Annotated in this window: 22 protein-coding genes and 1 other annotated feature; of the genes, 21 read left to right on the top strand and 1 reads right to left on the bottom strand. The window is 35.1% G+C overall.

The genetic code is table 11. The features are described 5' to 3' along the window. Nucleotides 1-85 precede the first annotated feature (85 nt). The 9 genes from BHU61_RS06100 (at nt 86) to BHU61_RS06060 (ending at nt 7,841) form a co-directional block, all read left to right on the top strand. Nucleotides 86-529 carry a MarR family winged helix-turn-helix transcriptional regulator gene (locus BHU61_RS06100; RefSeq protein ID WP_111715372.1) on the top strand — a complete coding sequence of 148 codons (444 nt, stop codon included), beginning with the start codon at nt 86-88 and terminating at the stop codon, nt 527-529. Between the two features lie 29 nt (nt 530-558). Then, nucleotides 559-1,296, top strand: coding sequence for a TrmH family RNA methyltransferase (locus BHU61_RS06095; RefSeq protein ID WP_111715370.1), 738 nt, complete (start codon nt 559-561; stop codon nt 1,294-1,296). A gap of 27 nt (nt 1,297-1,323) precedes the next feature. Next, the gene (locus BHU61_RS06090; protein WP_111715369.1) at nt 1,324-1,689 is read left to right on the top strand and encodes a hypothetical protein; all 366 of its coding nucleotides are present in this window, start codon (nt 1,324-1,326) and stop codon (nt 1,687-1,689) included. A gap of 108 nt (nt 1,690-1,797) precedes the next feature. Then, nucleotides 1,798-2,286 (top strand): hypothetical protein, encoded by a 489-nt coding sequence (locus BHU61_RS06085; protein ID WP_111715367.1) that lies wholly within the window; start codon nt 1,798-1,800, stop codon nt 2,284-2,286. Continuing rightward, nucleotides 2,286-2,819, top strand: a complete 534-nt coding sequence (locus BHU61_RS06080) for a hypothetical protein (RefSeq protein WP_111715366.1) — start codon at nt 2,286-2,288, stop codon at nt 2,817-2,819. Before BHU61_RS06085 ends, BHU61_RS06080 begins: the two co-directional genes overlap by 1 nt. Next, nucleotides 2,803-3,009, top strand: coding sequence for a hypothetical protein (locus BHU61_RS06075; RefSeq protein ID WP_111715364.1), 207 nt, complete (start codon nt 2,803-2,805; stop codon nt 3,007-3,009). Before BHU61_RS06080 ends, BHU61_RS06075 begins: the two co-directional genes overlap by 17 nt. A 45-nt stretch (nt 3,010-3,054) precedes the next feature. Then, nucleotides 3,055-3,250 (top strand) — a binding site (T-box leader). Nucleotides 3,251-3,301: 51 nt separating this feature from the next. Next, a complete protein-coding gene (pheS, locus tag BHU61_RS06070) occupies nt 3,302-4,372 on the top strand; it encodes a phenylalanine--tRNA ligase subunit alpha (RefSeq protein ID WP_111715362.1) in 1,071 nt (356 codons plus the stop codon). Further along, nucleotides 4,359-6,761, top strand: coding sequence for a phenylalanine--tRNA ligase subunit beta (pheT, locus tag BHU61_RS06065; protein WP_111715361.1), 2,403 nt, complete (start codon nt 4,359-4,361; stop codon nt 6,759-6,761). Before pheS ends, pheT begins: the two co-directional genes overlap by 14 nt. Nucleotides 6,762-6,875: 114 nt before the next feature. Beyond that, nucleotides 6,876-7,841 carry a nuclease-related domain-containing protein gene (locus BHU61_RS06060; RefSeq protein WP_170122467.1) on the top strand — a complete coding sequence of 322 codons (966 nt, stop codon included), beginning with the start codon at nt 6,876-6,878 and terminating at the stop codon, nt 7,839-7,841. A gap of 239 nt (nt 7,842-8,080) precedes the next feature. Here BHU61_RS06060 and rnhC read toward each other — a convergent pair whose 3' ends face one another. Next, entirely contained in the window at nt 8,081-9,010 is a 930-nt protein-coding gene (rnhC, locus tag BHU61_RS06055) for a ribonuclease HIII (protein WP_111715358.1), read from the bottom strand. 107 nt (nt 9,011-9,117) lie between these two features. Here rnhC and zapA point away from each other — a divergent pair, with 107 nt between their 5' ends. The 12 genes from zapA to BHU61_RS05995 all read left to right on the top strand — a co-directional run bounded on the left by zapA (nt 9,118) and on the right by BHU61_RS05995 (nt 21,933). Then, nucleotides 9,118-9,393 (top strand): cell division protein ZapA, encoded by a 276-nt coding sequence (gene zapA / locus BHU61_RS06050; RefSeq protein ID WP_111715356.1) that lies wholly within the window; start codon nt 9,118-9,120, stop codon nt 9,391-9,393. Then, on the top strand, nt 9,386-9,937 hold the full coding sequence (locus BHU61_RS06045; protein ID WP_111715355.1) for a CvpA family protein: 552 nt from the start codon (nt 9,386-9,388) through the stop codon (nt 9,935-9,937). Before zapA ends, BHU61_RS06045 begins: the two co-directional genes overlap by 8 nt. A gap of 45 nt (nt 9,938-9,982) precedes the next feature. Next, the gene (gene polX / locus BHU61_RS06040; RefSeq protein WP_239242494.1) at nt 9,983-11,689 is read left to right on the top strand and encodes a DNA polymerase/3'-5' exonuclease PolX; all 1,707 of its coding nucleotides are present in this window, start codon (nt 9,983-9,985) and stop codon (nt 11,687-11,689) included. A gap of 5 nt (nt 11,690-11,694) precedes the next feature. Next, the gene (locus tag BHU61_RS06035; protein ID WP_170122466.1) at nt 11,695-14,031 is read left to right on the top strand and encodes an endonuclease MutS2; all 2,337 of its coding nucleotides are present in this window, start codon (nt 11,695-11,697) and stop codon (nt 14,029-14,031) included. Nucleotides 14,032-14,249: 218 nt separating this feature from the next. Then, nucleotides 14,250-14,564, top strand: a complete 315-nt coding sequence (gene trxA / locus BHU61_RS06030; protein ID WP_096076221.1) for a thioredoxin — start codon at nt 14,250-14,252, stop codon at nt 14,562-14,564. A gap of 100 nt (nt 14,565-14,664) precedes the next feature. Beyond that, a complete protein-coding gene (uvrC, locus tag BHU61_RS06025) occupies nt 14,665-16,476 on the top strand; it encodes an excinuclease ABC subunit UvrC (protein WP_111715350.1) in 1,812 nt (603 codons plus the stop codon). A 218-nt stretch (nt 16,477-16,694) separates the two neighbouring features. After that, a complete protein-coding gene (locus BHU61_RS06020) occupies nt 16,695-17,306 on the top strand; it encodes a succinate dehydrogenase cytochrome b558 subunit (protein WP_096076223.1) in 612 nt (203 codons plus the stop codon). A gap of 29 nt (nt 17,307-17,335) precedes the next feature. After that, entirely contained in the window at nt 17,336-19,099 is a 1,764-nt protein-coding gene (gene sdhA, locus BHU61_RS06015; RefSeq protein WP_111715349.1) for a succinate dehydrogenase flavoprotein subunit, read from the top strand. A gap of 2 nt (nt 19,100-19,101) precedes the next feature. After that, complete coding sequence (gene sdhB / locus BHU61_RS06010) at nt 19,102-19,866, top strand: succinate dehydrogenase iron-sulfur subunit (RefSeq protein ID WP_099580027.1); 765 nt, start codon at nt 19,102-19,104, stop codon at nt 19,864-19,866. Between the two features lie 245 nt (nt 19,867-20,111). Continuing rightward, nucleotides 20,112-20,546 carry a MarR family winged helix-turn-helix transcriptional regulator gene (locus tag BHU61_RS06005; protein ID WP_111715347.1) on the top strand — a complete coding sequence of 145 codons (435 nt, stop codon included), beginning with the start codon at nt 20,112-20,114 and terminating at the stop codon, nt 20,544-20,546. After that, nucleotides 20,546-21,352, top strand: coding sequence for a glutamate racemase (gene racE, locus BHU61_RS06000; protein ID WP_099580030.1), 807 nt, complete (start codon nt 20,546-20,548; stop codon nt 21,350-21,352). The genes BHU61_RS06005 and racE overlap by 1 nt, the downstream gene beginning before the upstream one ends. Next, entirely contained in the window at nt 21,349-21,933 is a 585-nt protein-coding gene (locus BHU61_RS05995; protein WP_111715346.1) for an XTP/dITP diphosphatase, read from the top strand. The genes racE and BHU61_RS05995 overlap by 4 nt, the downstream gene beginning before the upstream one ends. Nucleotide 21,934: the final 1 nt, after the last annotated feature.

The raw sequence follows: 21,934 nt of genomic DNA, 5'->3' as shown, positions 1-21,934 counted from the left end.
ATAATAAGTCAACACTATTGACCTATTAATTGAAATAAGTGCAATAGTGGGTATAATAAAGATAAGTATATTAAAGGAGAATACAATGACGCCGGATCGTGACAATGAACATTTACTATTTTATTTTGCCTATAAGACGTATATCACCACAGCTGACGAGATTATAGAACAATATGGCATGCAGCGACAACATCACCGTTTTCTATTTTTCATTTGTATGAAACCGGGGATTACACAAAAAGAATTACTTCAAGTGCTTGAAATTTCTAAGCAAGGTTCACACAATACATTAAAAGTATTAAAAGAAAAAGCGCTCATTAAAGAAAAAACAGCAACCAATGATAAGCGACTGAAGGAATTACATCCCACGCCGTCAGGCTATGCTTTAATTGAGAAGTTAAATCAAGCACAAAGAGATTTGATGGATGAAATGTTTTCTGAACATGGTTATGACTGGTATAAAGTCATGGAAGGTTTATCACAAAAAAGAGAAGGATTTAGTATCATTATGCATGAAAAAGAGTCATAATAAGATAAGAATAATAAGCGAGGTAACGTATGGAACTTATAGAATCAGTAAACAATCTTAAAATTAAACAGATTGCAAAACTACATGCAAGAAAAGAGCGTAAGAAAACAGGTCAATTTTTACTTGAAGGATTTCATTTAGTAGAAGAAGCAGCAAAAAGTAATATTGATATTGAAATGATCTTGACTGTAAATCCTGATAAGTTGACTGAAGTAATGGTTGAGAACAGTAAACAGCAATACGAAATAACATTTAAGATTGCAGAGAAATTATCTCAAACTGAAGCACCTCAAGGTATTTATGCAGTTTGTAATATGCCATCAATCGACGACGTTACATTGAACCGCGCAGTTTATCTGGATCGCATACAGGATCCCGGCAATGTCGGCACAATTATTCGTACCGCAGATGCTGCAGGTATAGATGCTGTAATTATAGCGAAAGGCACAGTCGATATTTATAACGATAAAGTGTTACGTGCCTCACAAGGCAGTGTCTTTCATATTCCGGTCATAGAGATGGATTTTGAAGAGGCAAGACAAAAAGTGGATGGTAAAGTTATGGGAACAAGTCTTGAAAATTCAGTAGACTATCATCAAGTTGAAAAAACGGATTCATTTTTATTAGTCCTTGGTAATGAAGGACAAGGTGTAGATCAGGCGATACTTGATCAAACGGACATAAATCTTTATGTACCGATACACGGTAAAGCTGAAAGTTTAAATGTGGCAGTATGTGCAGGTATATTAATGTATCACTTGATTTAACAACATAAAATAGAGAGAAGTGTGGGCATGGCGTATTTTCATTTTTTAGCTGCATGGAGTAATCAGGATATAGTGCAAATTAAAAAAATTATTTCGCATGATATTAAAGCAACTTTTATCAATAATGAATGTGAAGAAATTGTAATGGATTATGATGGATTAATTGATTTATTACAGCAACGGTTTGAATCCGATCAAGAGTGGGATTTTGAAGTCATCTATAATGCGCAGAAAAGTGAAAGTAGTATTGTAGTGGTTGAGATTACACGCGAAAATAATCGTCATGAATTGATTGAAGACAAAGCATTATGCACTTTATTCTTTAGAAAAGGTGCTCAATTTAATAATTTAGTAAGACTCGATATGGTGATGGGGATTAAGCATACGATATAACTCTTCTGTTTGAAGGGTTATTTTTTTGTATATTTTTTTGGAACTGTAACAAAATGGATGAAATAAATTGTAATAAAATGTTATTATTGGTATAAGGAGTTGGTGTGAATGAAGGAAGAGATACAATTTTACTTTAAACATTTTTTTGATTTCGATACTAGTGTAAATAAAGCGAGATATAAGAAACAAAATACGATTAGTTTTATTATTATTCTAATACTCGCAATTCCGACATTCTTTTTATTTATTAAATTTTATGATGAACTTGCTTTCAATGAATTGATAAAAATGGAAGACAAGGCATATGAGCAGTATCATATGAATCAAAGCATATTTTATGTTGTCTTTGCAGGTATATTTTTTCTATTGATTCATATCATTCAGGTATCAAATGAAATACATCGTTATAATGCACGAGGAAAAAATTGGAGAAAGCCAATTTTGTATTTACTAATGCTATATCTAATCTATATTGTAATAAACCTCATATTATTTCTGAACAGACAACCTGAATTAATGAGAACAACATTTGGTGTTTTAATATTGTCTCAGTTTATATGGATTGGAAATGATGAACTTCTGGAAGGAGAAACATAATGATCACACAATTAAAAAGAGAACTAGCATTTTACTTCGCCACTCTCTTCGATACAAAATACAAGATGGGTGTTAAGCAATATCGTAACCAAAGACTTTATATTTCTGTACTAACATTTATTCCGCTTGCAATTTTTTTAATCTATGTCTTCTTTTTAAATGATACTTTTATACAGTCAGATGCATATTACGATTTGCCGATTAAAGAACAAGATCGATTGAGTTCGTTAGATGATTTCAAGTTTTCTCTGTTATTTACACTGGCTGTAATAATGATGAAAGTCATTCAATTACCCTTTGAAATTAAACGAGCTAATTTCAAAAATATCAATTGGGTAATTAGAATCCTCATTCTGGTTATTGGATTTAGTTTTATCATTTTCTGGAGCTTTTATCGATACCATCAAGGTAAAGTAACTTTTACACATGAAATTATCTTCTTTGTCGTGATATTAAATCTTGTGTTTGGTAATAATTCTTATGAAACTGAAGAAGAGAAGGAGCTGTATAAAATACATGGAGAACATATTTAACTTCCAGCTGCTGTTAAACGCGTCTTCAAGTGTAGAATGGGGTACGTTACTATTCAGTATTTTTTCATTGTTAATGATTTTGTTAATCATTTCATTGTTTGTCTATTCTTTAAGACGTCTTAAAAACTTAAATAAACTTGAACGACGCATACGAGATTTAGAAAAGCGTGATAAACGCAATGATTTATAGGTTGAATATAATTTTTTTATTGATTATAATAAATGTTAATGAAATAAAGAACCGATAAAAAGACGTAATATGTGGACATGTTCAGAGAGCTATCGTTTGGTGAGAGATAGTCATCGATACATATTTTTTCATCTTTTTGGTTGCTTAATAAGAAGTTAAGCCGGTGGACACCGTTATCATCAACAAGTGTGCACATTTGTGCAAATTTGGGTGGTACCGCGGAATTCTTTTCGTCCCTTATTCAGGGATGGGGAGGATTTTTTTGTTTCTAAAAATTTAAGGAGGCATCACGATGGAGTTAAAAGATAAATTACAAGCATTGAAAGAAGAAGCTGTTCAAAAAGTACAATCGATTTCTGAGAAAAAAGAATTACAGGATATTAAAGTATCTTATTTAGGTAAAAAAGGTGTCATCACTGGTTTAATGAAAGAAATGAAGTCGTTACCGAATGAAGAGAAACCAAAGTTTGGTCAACTGGTAAACGATGCGCGTCAAACGGTTGAAAAAGCGATTGCTGAAGTTGAAGAAAAAATCCAACGTGAATTAATTAACCGTAAATTAGCAAGTGAAACAGTAGATATCACGTTACCAGGTAAAGAACTTACGAGTGGTGCGAGTCATCCATTAAATCGTATTGTCGAGGATATTGAAGATTTATTTGTCGGTTTAGGATATGAAGTTGTTGAAGGTTATGAAGTAGAAAGTGATTATTATAACTTTGAAGCTTTAAACTTACCGAAGTCTCATCCGGCGCGTGATATGCAGGATAGTTTCTATATTTCTGAAGAAGTATTAATGCGTACACACACGTCTCCTGTTCAAGCACGTACGTTAGAGTCACGTAAAGGCGAAGGTCCTGTAAAGATTATTTGTCCAGGTAAAGTATACCGTCGTGATTCAGATGATGCTACGCATTCACATCAATTTACACAAATCGAAGGTTTAGTTGTTGATGAGAATATTAAAATGAGTGATTTAAAAGGAACATTGGAATACTTTGCGAAAAAAATGTTCGGTGAAGATCGTGAAATTCGTCTGCGTCCAAGTTTCTTCCCATTTACAGAACCTTCTGTTGAAGTCGATATTTCTTGCTTCAAATGTAAAGGTAAAGGGTGTAACGTTTGTAAAGGTACCGGCTGGATTGAAATTTTAGGTGCAGGTATGGTGCATCCTAACGTTTTAGAGATGGCAGGATTTGATTCTAAGAAATACTCTGGTTTCGCATTTGGAATGGGTCCTGACCGTATCGCGATGTTGAAATATGGTATTGAAGATATTCGTCATTTCTATACAAATGATTTACGATTTGTAACACAGTTTTTACGTGCTGAAGATGGAGGTAATGTTGATGTTAGTAAGTAAAGAATGGTTAAGTGATTACGTTAAAGTTGATCTACCGGTAGAAGAGCTTGCTGAAAAGATCACGCGAAGCGGTATTGAGATAGAAGAAATTATTGACTATAAAAAAGATATAAAAAATTTAGTTGTCGGTTATGTCGAGTCAAAAGAAAAACATCCGGATGCTGACAAATTAAATGTTTGCCAGGTTAATGTTGGTGAGGAAACATTACAAATCGTATGTGGTGCACCTAACGTTGATGCAGGGCAGCATGTCATCGTTTGTTTACCGGGTGGACGTTTACCAGGTGGTATTAAAATTAAAAAAGCAAAATTACGTGGTGTTGAATCAAATGGTATGATTTGTTCACTAGGTGAATTAGGTATTGCTTCAAACCTTGTTCCAGAGAAATATTCTGAAGGTATCTATGTATTTACAGGCGATGTTAAGCCAGGTCAGGATGCCTTGGAAGCATTGGATTTAAATGACGAGGTGATGGAATTAGGTCTTACACCAAACCGTAGCGACTGTATGTCTATGATTGGTACAGCATTTGAAACAAGTGCATTATATGAAGAAGATTTATCATTCCCGATTTCTGAAATTAAAGAAATTGCAGCGGCAGCAAGTGATTACATTTCTATTCATATTGATGACGTGCAGGCAAGTCCATATTACGCAGCACGTATTGTCAAAAATGTAAAAATAGGACCATCTCCGGAATACATTCAAAGTCGTTTAATTAAAGCTGGCGTTCGTCCGATTAATAATGTCGTGGATGTATCAAACTATGTGATGCTTGAATTTGGTCAACCTTTACATATGTTTGATTACGACGAGATTGGCTCTAAAGAAATTTTAGTGCGTTATGCTAATGATGGAGAAGTGATGACGACATTAGATGATCAGGAACGTAAATTATTATCATCAGATATCGTAATTACGAACGGTGAAAAACCAGTAGCATTAGCAGGTGTTATGGGTGGAGATTTCTCAGAAGTTACTGATAATACAGTGAACGTGTTAATCGAATCAGCGATGTTTGCACCACTTAATATTCGTAAAACTGCTGGTCGCTTAAACTTACGTTCAGAATCTTCAAGCCGCTTTGAAAAAGGTGTAGCAGCTGAATTTGTAGAAGATGCGTTAAACCGTGCAGCTTATCTCTTACAGGAAAATGCGCAAGGTGAAGTTTTAAGCGGTATCGTATCAGCTGGCACATTACCTGCATTAACGACAAATGTTGAAATTACGACGGAAGATATTAATCGTTTAATCGGATTCGAAATATCAAACACTGAAATTAAGAATATTTTTGAGCGTCTCGGATTTGAATCTAAAGTGGATGGTGATGCATTTAGTGTCGTTGTACCAAGTCGTCGCGGTGATATCACAATTAAAGAAGATCTTGTTGAAGAAGTTGCTCGTATTTATGGATATGATGCGTTACCTGCAACGTTACCTGTTACGAAAACGAATAAACAGGTTGGACTTACAGATTATCAAGCGAAACGTCGTGCTGTAAAATCTTTATTACAAGGACTAGGCTTAAACCAGGCAATTACGTATGCATTAGTTTCAAAGGAAAAAGCACAACAGTTTGCATTGAAAAAAGCAGATACTGTTAAGTTACTTATGCCGATGAGTGCTGATCATGCTGAATTACGTCAGTCATTAATTCCACATTTAGTTGATGTTATCGTTTATAATAATGCCCGTCAAATGAAGAATGTGGCATTTTATGAAGTTGGAAACACGTTCTTTAAAGTTGAAGGTTCTGAATTACCTTCAGAAGAGGAACATGTTGCAGGTATTATCACTGGAGAGGTAACACCGAGTTATCATCAAGGTAAAAAAGAAACCGTTGATTTCTTCCATGTAAAAGGAATTGTTGAAGCAATCAGCGAACGTCTAGGTATTAAGTTTGAATATCGTCGTTCTGAAGAGGAATTATTACATCCAGGACGTAGTGCGGATATATTTGTCGGTGATAAAAAGGTCGGTATAATCGGACAGTTACATCCTTCATTTGAATCAGAAAACGACTTAAATGAAACGTATATTTTTGAACTTGACCTAAAAGCTTTATTAAATGATGCTCAAGGGCAGATTATCTATAACATGATTCCAAAGTTTCCGGGCACAAGTAGAGATATTGCATTAGAAGTTGAGCGCTCATTAGACACTGGGGAATTAATTAAAGTGATTGAAGCAACAGATAGTAAGTTATTACAATCAGCAAAAGTATTCGATGTTTATGAGGGAGAACATATTGCGTTAGATAAGAAATCTGTGGCAATACGTTTAGAATTCTTAAACCCAGAACAAACATTAACAGATGAAGATATTAAACCGATTTACGATAAAGTGTTAGAAAACTTAACTGCAACTGGTGCGAAGTTAAGAGGATAAGTTTAGTTAAGAGGTCATCATTTACGATGGCTTCTTTTTTGTTGTGTATTTTATGATGGATGTTGTATATTTATTTTGTGTTAACATATGTTAAATGAGGTGGAAGCTTTGTTTTTGAAGACACGGATATTAAATCAATATGAGCGGTATATTTTAGAAGTTGCAGAACGCTATGAAATGGATGATTTTGACAAAGAAAATTTGTTTACTACTGAGAAAGGATTACTAGGTGAAGAACAATTTTATGAGCGGATCAAAGATTGTAGTGGAGGAGCTAAGTTGTGGGATATGCGACTTAGATTAAACGGTCAATCACAGTATGATTTTATTGTTATATCAAATGGGAAGATTATGCATTTTGATACGAAATATTATGAAGGTCAATATAATTATGTTGATGGTAATTTTATAAGTGAAAATGGCTATGTCATTCATAATCCTATAGCATTGCAAACAAAACAACATATGAGATTAGTGCGATTTGTAGATAAAATGGGATTTGGTTATCAAGTATTGAGTTTTATAATTTTTGTTGGTGAACAATTTAATGTAAGTGGGTTTAATGGTGATAAAAGAATATTATTTGATAAAGACATTAATCGAATTGTAGAGAATTTAAATCAGCGTGAAGTAACATCAGAAGAATTGGAAATCGCTCGTATTTTTGCGGACCACTATGATCATAAAGGAAGAAGTCCACGCATACATTACTATCCATTTAGTGAAATGAAAAAGGGTGTAAAGTGTCCAAAATGTCGTGCATTTTTACCAAAAGTTCCAAAGACCGCGAAAAAAGTCAAGTGTACATGTGGTTGTGAAATGACAAAGAAAGAACTTGTTCGACTTGCATTTGACGCAATATATGTTTTGAAAAATAGTGGTGTTACCGTTAGAGATGTTGTTGAATTTACTGGGGTGGGTAAGACTTTAGTTAAAGAAGTGCTCGGGAAAGAACATCACAAATTGGGAACTTTTAAAGATAGTAAATATTTACCTCACAAAGTTGATGACTTTCTTATTAGAGAAAATGAAGTTGAATATACAAAAATGAAATATGATGAAGAATTTTATTTTTTGTAGTTTTTAACAAAAGAATAAATTACAATGCGGCTGTAAAAGAAAAATACAGCCGCGTACTCAAATCAAACCAGAAAAATCAAACCGCAAGCGGTAGTATTATCAAAATACAGCCGCTTCCTCTAATGATAATCTCATTTCCTGCGTCTATCGATTAGATTCACTTTGATATACCACAATAAATACACAAATACTAATAACCCGAACGTCATATATAAGTAATCCATCATATCATCTCACTTCTATTTTTTTTTGTTACCTAAACCTAATGCTTTCTCGCGATTTTTAAAGTCCTTTTTTGTAATACTGTCTAAATAAGCAATCCCTTTTCTTTCAATTATCTTTGCTGCTTCTAAATCCACTTTAGCTCCGGCACCTTTTGTAATATGAATTCCAGTCTCACGGATAATCTGATCGTAATACTTAACAAAAGCATATCTCGCTATAATAGAACTTGCTGCAATCGCGATTGATTTAGATTCTCCTTTTGTTTCGAAACGGGTTTTCTCGCGTTCGGGTATCGCAGTTAATGCATAATTCTCATAAACGCCTTGCACAGCAAATTGGTCAATCACAATATAATCGAGTGGTGCGCCATCAATTTTTTTCAATACATTCGTAATCGCCTGGTTATGTAACACTGCTTTCATCTTAACTTGAGACCATCCAATCGCTTTTCGTTCATTATATTTAGGATTTTCTAATACTAACAAAGAATGAGGGATAATCGGGATAATTTGTTCTGCTAGTGCAATGATCTTATCATCCTTTAAATTTTTAGAATCCATAACGCCAAGCACTTTTAATATTTCTGCATTTTTCTTTGAAACATAGCTGGCGACTACAGTCATTGGGCCGAAGAAATCGCCTGATCCTGCTTCATCACTGCCGATGCAGTTAAACGCATCATAACTTATTGTTTTTCCGGCAACATTCTTCTTCTCACGACTGGCAGCTACTTTAATGCCTGCATTCCCAAGTAATTTTATCGCAAGCATTTCACTGGCACTACCTTGTACCATAAATTTATTTGAATTATAAATTGTTACTGTATGACCTTCGATTTTCTTACGATATTTCGAACCCGCTGGTAAATTGCTATCGCTCTTAGGCAGTAAACTGATTATTTTAAGTGCTGATTTTTCATCTAATTGGTAAACATTCGAGCTCATATATATATCACTCCGTATTTTTTTCTTCACTTATATGTTTTTATTGTATAACTTCCTCTAAAAATGGTAACATAAACAGTAATAAAAGACGATGTTGGAGTGATTTTATGGGAGAATTTAAAAATCGTATCACTGTAACAATATATGACCAACATTATACGATTATTGGTGAAGATGAGCCGAGTCATATCCGACACGTGGCAAGTCTCGTAGATGACCGAATCAATGAAATTGCCCGTATGAGCGCTGGACTTGATACTTCACGTAAAGCAGTGCTAGCGGCGGTAAATATAATGGATGATTATGTGAAGTTACTAGAAGAGTACGAAATCTTAAAACAAAAGTTAATCAATATAGAAAGAATAGGCGAGCAAAATGATTAATTTATTATTATTATTTTTCTTGATTCTTGGTACTGTGATTGGATTAAGAAGAGGTTTTATATTACAATCGTTGCACTTACTGGGGACGGTTGGTTCACTGATTATTGCACGTATGTATTATGCAGAACTTGCCAAGCATCTTGTACTCATTATTCCTTTTCCTTCAGCTGAAGGTAATTATAAATCCGAATTTTTAAATATGGTTACGAATGAGATGACATTTTATAATGTCGTGAGTTTTATTATCATTTTCTTTATGAGTAAAGTGATTTTACAAATTGTTGCAACAGTCTTTGATTATATTTCGCAGTTACCACTGCTTAAACAATTAAATGCTTCACTAGGTGCGGTGTTAGGGTTTATCGAATGTTATCTGCTGTTATTTATCGTACTATTTTTATTTTCGATGATGCCGAATGGCTGGATTCAGGAACATTTACAAGGTAGTTTTATTTCTAACTTTATCGTCAACTATACGCCTGTCTTAAGCGGAATTGCTAAGTCGTGGTGGGAAAATATCGGATTGATTCACATATTCAAATAAAGTCATAGGCAAAAGTGTCTATGACTTTTATTATGGAGGATGAACATGTTAAATAAAAAAGATTATATAAAGCAACTTGAAACAATTGCTACGTATCTCGAATTATCAGGTGAAAATCCATTTAAAATCTCTGCATATCGCAAAGCTGCAGCGAATATCGAAACTTTTCAGGGGGATATTAACACGCTTCAAAATTTCACAGAAATAAAAGGTGTTGGTAAAGGTGTTGCTGAAGTGCTGGATGACATCAAGCAGAACGGTGAATCTTCACTATTATTAACTTTGAAAGAATCAACACCGCAAGGATTAATCCAGATGCTTAAAATTCGTAATCTAGGTGCTAAAAAAATTGTGAAGATTAATGAAGCACTGGGTATCGAAGATATTGAACAATTGAAGCAGGCATGTATTGATAATAAGATAAGCGAACTACCGGGATTCGGTAAAAAAAGTGAAGAAAATATATTAAAAGGTATTGATGAGATGCTTACGATGACTGAAAAGTTAAGCATTTATCAAATGCATCAATTTACACAGATGATAGATGCGTATCTCGCTGAGTCAAAAGACATATTACAATTTGATGCAACTGGAAGTTTCAGAAGGAAAAATGAATTCTCGAGTGATATTGATTACATCATTAATACCACTGATAGAAAAGCAATTTCAAAATATATCAGTGAAGCACCATTTATAAAAGAGGTTGAGCTGCAGGGAAATGAAAAGATTACAGTGCGGATTGAGCGTGATGATTTAGTGACGACAGCGGATTTCAGATTTACAGATACTATAGGCTATGCACATATGCTACAGCATTTCACTGGCAGTAAGGATCACAATATTCGTATCAGACAGTTAGCTAAAGCAAAGCATGAAAAGATTAATGAATACGGAATTACTAAAGAAGATGGGTCACTTATTCAATATGCAACAGAAAAAGAAATCTACCGTCACTTTAATGTCAACTATATTCCGCCCGAAATGCGCACAGATGGTTCAGAATTTGATATTCAAAATCTTGATGAAATCATTACTTTAAATGACATTAAGGGTGATATTCATATGCATACGACTTATAGCGATGGTGCGCATTCTATCGAACAGATGATCGAACGTGCAATTGAAAAAGGATATGAATACATTGCAATTACTGATCACTCAAAAAGTTTATTTGTAGCAAATGGTTTATCTGAAGAACGTCTGCTTGAGCAAAATGCATTGATTAAGTCTTTGAACAAACAATATAATGAGATAGACATCTATTCAGGTATTGAAATGGATATATTAGGTGACGGCTCGATGGATTATAATGATGATATATTAAAAGAACTCGACTATGTTATCGGTGCAATACATCAATCGCTCACACAATCTGAAGAGGATATTATGAAACGTCTTAAAAATGCCTGCGAAAATCCATATGTCAGACATATTGCACACCCAACTGGAAGATTAATCGGTAAAAGACACGGGTATGCAGTGAATATTGAACAATTGATCCAAATTGCTAAAGAAACAAATACGGTACTGGAAATTAATGCACATCCAATGCGCTTAGATTTATCAGCGAACATATTAATACAATATCCGGATTTACAATTAACCATTAATACGGATGCACATGCGATTAACCAACTTGATTTAATGCCTTATGGCGTAGGTACGGCTATTAAAGGTCGTGTGAAGAAAAATCAGGTTATCAATACGATGGACCGTGCAACGTTTAAAGAATGGGTAACAAAAGGGAAGTAACATTTATGAATAAAAAAGCATTAAATATTTTAGAATACGATAAAATTATAGAACGCGTTGTTGAGTTTTCTCAAAATGAACTGTCTTCACGTATTTTACAATCTACACATCCTACTTCAAATATTGATGAAGTACGTGAAATGATGACGCACCTGGAAGAAGCCCGTGTGATAGAGATGGGGCAAAGCGAACCGGGTATGAGTATGCTTTCTGATATTGAAGGACTTGTGCGACGTGCTGTCATCGGTTCAGTCTTATCTGTAATCGAACTCAATAAAATAAAAAATAACATCAAAGTCATTAACCGTTATAAAACTTATATCTTTAATCAATATGAAGAGCGTGAATTAGAGATTCCGCTCATTTACAATCAATTAAAACAATTACCAACGATAACAGAACTAGCCGAAACTATTCAGGCGAAGTGTGATGAAACGAGTCTATATGACAATGCATCCCCAGAACTTGCTCAAATTCGTCAGGAAATGAATCGTATCAATCGTAAAATCAAAGAAAAATTAGAACAAATTGTGCGTAGTTCAAACAATCAAAAGAAATTGTCTGATGCAATTGTCACTGTTCGTAATGGTCGACAAGTTATCCCTGTAAGAAGCGAATACAAACAGGATTTCCCTGGAATCGTCCATGATACATCATCAAGTGGTCAGACATTCTATATTGAACCGAATAGCATCGTTCAGCTGTCAACAGAATTAAACAGTGTAACACACCGGGAAAACGAAGAAGTAGAACGTATTCTTTATGAACTGACAAACGAAGTAGCAGAGTATGACAATGCACTAACATATTCAACGAAAGTATTAGCTGATTTTGATGTCAATCTTGCCAAAGCGAAATATGGTAACCGCAATAAGATGGTTATGCCTAATATCGCAGATGAACGCACAATAGATTTGCCGCAAGCATGGCATCCGATGTTACCGAAAGAGACGGTCGTTAAAAATAATATTGTTTTTTACCCTGACATTCACACTGTGATTATTACTGGTCCGAATACCGGTGGTAAAACTGTAACGTTAAAGACAGTCGGACTTATTATTCTAATGGCACAAAGTGGTATGATGATTCCCGCATTTGAAGGGGCAACAATAAGTATCTTTGATGAAGTATTCTGTGATATCGGTGATGAACAATCTATCGAACAGTCACTTTCAACATTCTCAAGTCATATGACTAATATTGTATCGATATTAGAAAATATGACTGAGCAAAGCTTTGTAATGTTTGATGAACTAGGTGCAGGGACAGATCCAGCTGAGGGTGCAGCACTTGCGATGAGTATACTTGACCGTTGTTTAAACAGAGGCGTTATGACGATGGCAACGACCCATTATCCTGAACTTAAAGCATACAGTTACAACCGTGATCATGTGATGAATGCAAGTGTGGAGTTCGATGTAGAGACATTAAGTCCGACGTATCGTCTGTTGATGGGCATTCCAGGGAAGAGTAATGCTTTTGATATCGCTAAGAAGCTTGGACTTGATTTGTCAATCATCAAGGAAGCACGTCAAATGATCAATATGGATAATAAAGAAATTGATAATATGATTGCTTCATTAGAGAAGAATGCAAAGCAAATTGAAGATGACCGCGTTCTGACAGAAACTTTAAAGATTGAAGCTCAGAACCTTCACAAAGATTTAAACAAAGCTTTCTCAAGTTACGAAAAACAAAAAGAAAACTTAATTGAAAATGCAAAGCAGCAAGCGAATGATATTGTTAAAAAAGCTGAAAAAGAAGCGGATGAATTATTAAAGCAACTGCGTAATCTGAAATCAAATGCGGATATTAAAGAAAACGAGTTGATAGAACAACGTTCAAAATTATCAGGTATGTATCACGAAACAAAGATTAAACAAAATAAAAAGTCGACTAAGGATGAAGTCATTGCAAAAGGTGATCATGTTAAAGTTTTAAGTTATGGACAAAAAGGTGTTATCTTAGATGTAGATGGGGAAGAAGCTGTCGTTCAGATGGGGATTATCAAGATGAAACTGCCATTAAATGAACTTGAAAAAGAAGCGCCACCGAAACAGGAGAAACACCGCGTTGTACCGCGCGCCAATCGTCAAACGATTAAGATGGAACTGGATCTTCGTGGTGAACGTTATGAAGATGCATTGTATAAAGTTGAGCAGTATTTAGACCAGGCGATTCTATCAAATTACGAACAAGTAACGATTATCCATGGTAAAGGAACAGGAGCACTACAAAAAGGTGTTCAGCAGTATTTAAAGCAATCAAAGGCCGTAAAATCATTTAGAGGCGGTATGCCATCTGAAGGTGGCTTTGGTGTAACTGTTGTGGAATTAAAATAATATAACGTGAGGCGATTGATTTGGATAACTTCGATATGTATAAACTTGCTAAAGTATTGATCGTTGTGTCAATTTTAATGTTAATTGCAGGTGTAATATATTTATTTATTGCATTATAGGGTATAACAAATAGTGAGTGAGCAAAAGTAGTGACCAACGAATTTTAATTTGCTATACTCCATTTATATTAAACAGAAATACTAGGAGGAAATTATATTATGGCTATTATTAAAGGAACTGATACAAACTTTGAAGAAAACATTAAAGAAGGCGTAACATTAGTAGACTTCTGGGCACCTTGGTGTGGACCTTGTAAAATGATTGCACCAGTATTAGAAGATTTAGCGAAAGACGTTGAAGGTAAAGCAAACATTGTTAAAGTTGATGTTGACGAGAACCAGGAAACAGCTGCTAAATTTGAAGTGATGAGTATCCCAACGCTTATCGTATTCAAAGACGGTCAAGCAGTTGATAAAGTTGTTGGTTTTCAACCAAAAGAACAATTACAAGCTGTTTTAGAAAAACATTACTAAGATTTAGCGCATTAATATATTAAGAGTGAAATCTTTTGATTTTGCTCTTTTTATTTTGTTGTGTTTTACTATTTGTAAGTAAAGAAATGTGGTGAACGTAATGGAAGATTATGAATTAAATATTAAACGTAAATTAGCGGTGCTGCCGAATGAACCAGGTTGTTATCAGATGAAAGATAAGAATGGCCAAGTCATCTATGTCGGTAAAGCAAAAAATTTACGTAACCGTGTCCGCTCATATTTTTCAGGTGCACATGATGAAAAAACGACTCGTCTCGTGTTGGAAATACGTGATTTTGAATTCATTGTGACGAATACAGAAATTGAATCATTATTATTAGAGCTGACACTTATCAAGAAGTTTTATCCACGATTTAATATTTTGTTAAAGGATGATAAAAGTTATCCTTTTATTAAAATTACGAACGAGAAGCACCCGAGATTGTTAGTTACGCGTACGGTTAAAAAGAATAGTGGTAAATATTTTGGACCTTATCCGAACGCATATGCCGCTCATGAAACTAAAAAATTATTAGACCGTATTATTCCACTACGTAAATGTAATCATCTGCCGGATAAATTATGTTTATATTATCATATCGGACAATGTTTAGGACCATGTGTCTATAATGTTGAAGAACAGCAGTATCGCCATTACATTCAGGTTGTGACGGATTTTTTAAATGGTCAGGATACAGCAATTATTGATGACTTACGCGCAAAGATGAATGAACGTGCTGAAAATCTTCAGTTTGAAGAAGCAAAAGAATATCGAGACTTAATCTCTCATGTTGAGTCACTTATGTTTAAGCAAAAGATGATGACGAGTGATATGACTACAAGAGACGTTTTCGGATATGCGGTTGACAAAGGATGGATGTGCATACAGGTATTCTTTATTCGCCAAGGTAATCTCATTGAAAGAAAGGTGACGATGATTCCGTTGATTGATGATTCAAAGTCACATTTTTACAATTTTATCGGACAGTTTTATGGTTTAGCCGAAAATTTATTGCCAGCAGAAGTGCATGTACCTACTGGACTGGATGTAAATATGATTAAGTCTGTTGTAGATACAAAAGTCATTCAACCTCAGCGTGGTAAGAAAAAAGAGATGGTCGATCTTGCAGTTAAAAATGCGAAGATTGCTTTGTCAAATAAGTTTGAGATCATTGAACGTGACGAAGAAAGAACTGTAAAAGCGATCGAAGAACTTGGTAATGCAATGGGCATTGAAACACCAGTCCGTATTGAAGCATTTGATAACTCAAATATTCAAGGTGTCGATCCAGTAGCTGCAATGGTGTGTTTTGTTGATGGTAAACCAAGTAAACGAGATTATAGAAAATATAAAATTAAGACTGTAACAGGACCAGATGATTATGAAAGTATGCGAGAAGTCGTTCGTCGCCGTTATTCACGCGTGCTAAGAGAAAATTTACCCTTACCAGACTTAATCGTTGTTGATGGTGGTAAAGGGCATATGAGCAGTGTTATCGATGTGCTTGTTAACGAATTAAATCTGGATATTCCAGTTGCAGGTTTAAAGAAGAATGACAAACATATGACTGCTGAATTACTATACGGTGAAGACTTTGATATCATTCCATTAAATAAAAAGAGTCAAAGCTTCTACTTACTACAACGTATTCAGGATGAAGTCCATCGATTTGCGATTACCTTCCATAGAAACACACGTAGAAAAACAGGTTTATCTTCACAACTAGATGCGATTGAAGGTATAGGTCCTAAGAGAAAATTAATGCTAATGAAACATTTCGGTTCAGTGCGTCGTATTAAAGAAGCATCCATTGAAGAAATAAATCAAATCGGAGTGCCTATTAAACTAGCGACTGAAATACACAATACCTTAAATGCAGAACAGGAAAAAGTTGAACATCAAAGTGAATAATAAAGAATAATATTGAATTAAAATGTTTGTGAAATTACTTAATTGAGAATCATTTTCATACCCCACAGCACGTTAAAGAGTGGTACAATGATGATGAAAATTAAATTTCACAAACTTTTTTTATACGAAATTGTAATCGGTTTCTTGATTTACCGTTTGAACAGGCGTATTATTGAATTTGTGAATTTACTTAAAAAGATGTGTAGGGGGGACTTCACTTGGCAAGCTCAGAAAAATCATTTGCATTACGTAGGTTACATTCTTTACTTGGTGTGATTCCATTAGGTGTATTCTTAATCCAGCACTTAGTGATCAACCACTTTGCAGTAAATAGTCCGGAAGCTTTTAATAATGCTTCAGACTTTATGTGGAATTTACCATTTAAGATTGTATTAGAAACACTTGTTATTTATTTACCAATTTTATTCCATGCAATCTATGGTGTGTATATCGCATTTACTTCTAAAAATAATGTGACTCATTATTCGACATTCAGAAACTGGATGTTCTTGTTACAACGTATTACAGGTATTATCGCTTTTATCTTTATCGCGATTCACGTTTGGCAGACACGTGTTCAGGCAGCATTAGGACATCACATTAATTACGATATGATGGCAGATTTATTCAATAGTCCGATTAATGTTATCGGATACGTTATCGGTATTGTAAGTGTTATCTTCCACTTCTCAAATGGATTATGGTCATTTGCAGTAAGTTGGGGTATTACACAGTCAGATCGTTCACAAAAAATTATGGCTTATGTGTCATTAGGTGCATTTTTAGTCATTACTTTCATCGGATTACGCGCGTTATTTGCATTTATGTAGGATAAGAAATTTAGGGGAGTGACAATATAATGGCAAAAAGTAATATTATTGTTGTCGGCGGTGGATTAGCCGGATTAATGGCAACAATTAAAGCAGCAGAGGCAGGTACAAGTGTTGATCTTTTCTCATTAGTACCCGTTAAACGTTCTCACTCAGTGTGTGCACAAGGCGGTATTAATGGTGCAGTAAATACGAAAGGTGAAGGTGACTCACCTTTAATTCACTTTGATGATACAGTATATGGTGGAGATTTCTTAGCAAACCAACCACCTGTTAAAGCGATGACAGCAGCAGCACCTGGTATCATTCATTTATTAGACCGTATGGGTGTGATGTTCAACAGAACACCAGAAGGATTACTTGATTTCCGTCGTTTCGGTGGAACGTTATATCACCGTACAGCATTCGCTGGTGCGACAACAGGACAACAATTACTATATGCATTAGATGAGCAGGTACGTAAATTTGAAGTTGAAGGTTTAGTTACGAAGTATGAAGGATGGGAATTCTTGGGCGCAGTTATTGATGACGAAGGCGCTGCACGTGGTATCGTTGCTCAAAACTTAACGACTTCTGAAATTAAATCATTTGGTTCAGATGCAGTGATTATGGCAACAGGTGGCCCTGGTATTATCTTTGGTAAGTCTACAAACTCTATGATTAATACAGGATCTGCAGCTTCTGTTGTATATCAACAAGGTGCAATCTATGCCAATGGTGAATTCATTCAAATTCACCCGACAGCAATCCCTGGCGATGATAAATTACGTTTAATGAGTGAATCAGCACGTGGAGAAGGTGGACGTGTCTGGACATATAAAGACGGTAAACCTTGGTACTTCTTAGAAGAGAAATATCCTGACTATGGTAACTTAGTACCTCGTGATATCGCAACGCGTGAAATCTTTGACGTGTGTGTGAACCAAAAATTAGGTATCAATGGCGAGAACATGGTATACCTTGATTTAAGTCATAAAGATGCGCATGAATTAGACGTTAAATTAGGTGGAATCATCGAAATTTACGAAAAGTTCACTGGTGATGATCCGCGTAAAGTACCGATGAAGATTTTCCCTGCGGTACATTATTCAATGGGTGGAATCTGGGTAGATTACGATCAGATGACGAACATTCCAGGTTTATTTGCAGCAGGTGAATGTGATTACTCTCAACACGGTGGTAACCGTCTAGGAGCGAACTCTTTATTATCTGCAATCTACGGCGGTATGGTAGCAGGACCAAATGCTATTAAATATATTAAAGCGCTAGATAAATCTTATACAGATTTACCGGATGATATTTATACGCGTAAAGTTGAAGAAGAGCAACGCCGTTTCGATGCTATATTAAATATGAAAGGTTCTGAGAATGCATATAAACTGCATAAAGAACTTGGTGAAATTATGACAGCTAACGTAACAGTTGTACGTCATAATGACCGATTATTAGAAACAGATAAGAAAATTGTAGAATTAATGGAACGTTACCATGATATTGATATGGAAGACACTGCGTTATGGAGCAACCAGGCAGTATTCTTTACACGTCAATTATGGAACATGTTAGTGTTAGCACGTGTTATGACAATCGGTGCGTATAATCGTAATGAATCACGTGGTGCACATTACAAACCTGAATTCCCTGACCGTAATGACGAAGAGTGGTTAAAAACTACGATGGCTAAGTTTAAAGGCGCTAAAGAAGCACCTGAATTCTACTATGAGCCAGTTGATGTTAGCTTAATCCCACCACGTGTACGTGACTACTCTAAGAAGTCAAAAGGAGGTAAATAATCATGGCAGAAAAAACGATTAAACTGATCATTACACGTCAAAAAGATCAAAATTCTAAGCCTTATGATGAAACCTTTGTGATTCCTTACCGTCCAAATATGAACGTTATTGCTGCGTTGATGGAAATTCAAAGAAACCCAGTAAATGAACGTGGTGAAAAAACGACACCTGTAACATGGGATATGAACTGTCTTGAAGAAGTTTGTGGCGCATGTTCAATGGTAGTCAATGGAAAAGCACGTCAATCTTGTTCAACAATTATTGATACATTAGAGCAACCAATTCGTTTAGCACCTATGGCAACATTCCCTGTTATTCGTGACCTACAAGTTGATCGTACGAAAATGTTCGATAACTTAAAGCGTGTTAAAGCATGGGTTCCAATTGATGGAACATATGACTTAGGACCAGGACCACGTATGCCAGAGAAGAAACGTCAGACAGCATATGAATTATCTAAATGTATGACGTGTGGTGTATGTTTAGAAGTATGTCCGAACGTGAATGCAAATTCTAAATTTATGGGTGCACAACCTATTTCACAAGTACGTTTATTCAACCTACATCCAACTGGAAGCATGAATAAAGATGAAAGAATTCATGCATTAATGGAAGAAGGCGGATTAGCAGAATGTGGTAACTCACAAAACTGTGTAAGAAGTTGTCCAAAAGGCATTCCTTTAACAACATCAATCGCTGCGATGAACCGTGAAGCAACATTCCAAATGTTCAAATCGTTCTTTGGATCGGATCATCAGGTTAACTAAGAGGCTATCGAACTTGCGTTTAGCCCTAAGCAAAATTAGAAAATACCCTATAAATCGTTCTTTGATTTTAGGGTATTTTCGTTTTTGTCGAGAGGACTGCAAGTGAGATGCCGTTTCAGATAAGAGGCTATCGAACTTGCGTTTAGCCCTTATAAAAGGTTTTGAGATTCTACTATCTCAAAACCTTTTTTTATTTGCACATTATTTGATATGATAAGTTTAAAGGTGAATAGAGGTGTAGCGCAGTGGATCAATCGATCGTCACATTAGAATATGAGTTAAGAAGGCTAGCTGAAATTATTAAAAATGAAGGCCGTAGTGAACTAAAAAAACATGAAATTACAGAAACGCAGTTTATTGCAATTCAGTGGATTAAAGAAGCAAGTCCTTTAAATATCGGAACACTTGCAAAACACATGAATTTAGCGATTTCATCCACTTCTGAACTTGTTGACGCGCTTAGTAACAATGGATTTGCAGAGCGTGTGAAACAAACTGATGATAAACGTAAAGTAAGTATACAACTTACTGAAAAAGGTGAATCAGTAATTGAAGCGGTTATCATCAAAAGACAAAAATTTTTGAAGAAGATTGTAGAAGAGAGTATGATTGATACAATACCGATATTTAAGGAACAAATACATAAGTTGTACAGTGCAACAGAAGAAGGTGGAAAGTAGTGTCAGCTCCAATTGGTGTAATTGATTCTGGCGTAGGTGGTTTGACAGTTGCTAAAGAAATTATGCGTCAGCTGCCAAATGAATCAATTTGTTATTTAGGTGATGTCAGTCGTTGTCCTTATGGACCAAGACCACCTGAACAAGTGAAAGATTTTACAATTCAGCTTGCTGAATTTCTATTAACGAAACATATTAAGATGCTCGTAATTGCTTGCAATACTGCAACTGCTGTTGCATTGGAACCTTTGCAGAAAATGCTCTCAATTCCTGTAATCGGTGTAATAGAACCAGGCGCACGTACGGCAATCATGACGACAACAAACAATCAAGTACTTGTATTAGGTACTGAAGGTACCATTAAATCTGAGGCCTATCGTGATAAGATTAAATCCATCAATCCTAAAATAGATGTCAATGGTGTAAGTTGTCCGGATTTTGTGCCTTTAGTTGAGCAGGTAAGATATAAAGATCCTACAATATCAAATATCGTTATCCATAAAACTTTACGCGACTGGCGTCATGATAAGAGTGATACAGTCATTTTAGGATGTACACACTATCCATTATTACAGGATTATATTGAAAAGTATTTTGAAGGTGAAAAGAAAGTAATTTCATCTGGATTAGAAACGGCCAGAGAAGTAAGTGCATTACTTACATTTAGTCAGGAACATGCGAAATATAATGAAACGCCACATCATGAATTTTATGTTAATGGACCAACAGAGAAATTTTCCCGTATCGCTAAAGAATGGTTAAACGATGAAAGCTTAAAAATACAATCAATACACTTGGAGGATATATGAAAGATATCGTAATCGCAACAGGTAATCAAGGAAAAATCAATGATTTTAAACATATCTTTAAAGACTATAATGTTATAGGTATTAAAAGTTTGATTCCAAACTTCGATGTAGAAGAAACGGGAACAACATTTGAAGAAAATGCTGCGTTAAAGTCAGAATACGGAGCAAAAATGTTAAATAAAATTGTTATTAGTGATGACTCAGGATTAGAAGTTGATGCACTTGATAATGCACCTGGCGTATATTCAGCACGTTATTCGGGAGAAGATGCGACTGATGAGAAGAATCTTGAGCTTGTGCTTAAAAATATGCAGGATAAAGATAATCGTCAGGCAAGATTTGTATGTGTGATTGCAGTCAGTATTCCAGGTAAAGATACACGCACTTTCCGTGGTGAAGTAGAAGGAGAATTACTACATGAACCTAAAGGGGAAAATGGATTTGGTTATGATCCGATATTTTATGTAGAAAGTAAAGGTAAGACGACAGCAGAAATGACTGGAGAAGAAAAGGCACAGATTTCACATAGAGGTAAAGCAATACAAAAAATGCTGGATTCTGGCATAATCGAGGAGGCGTAAT

The organism is Macrococcus epidermidis, assembly GCF_003259695.1.
GTDB classification, from domain to species: Bacteria; Bacillota; Bacilli; order Staphylococcales; family Staphylococcaceae; genus Macrococcoides; species Macrococcoides epidermidis.
The sequence above is the reverse complement of the archived record's forward strand: the minus strand, read 5'-3'. Positions and strand labels throughout refer to the sequence as shown.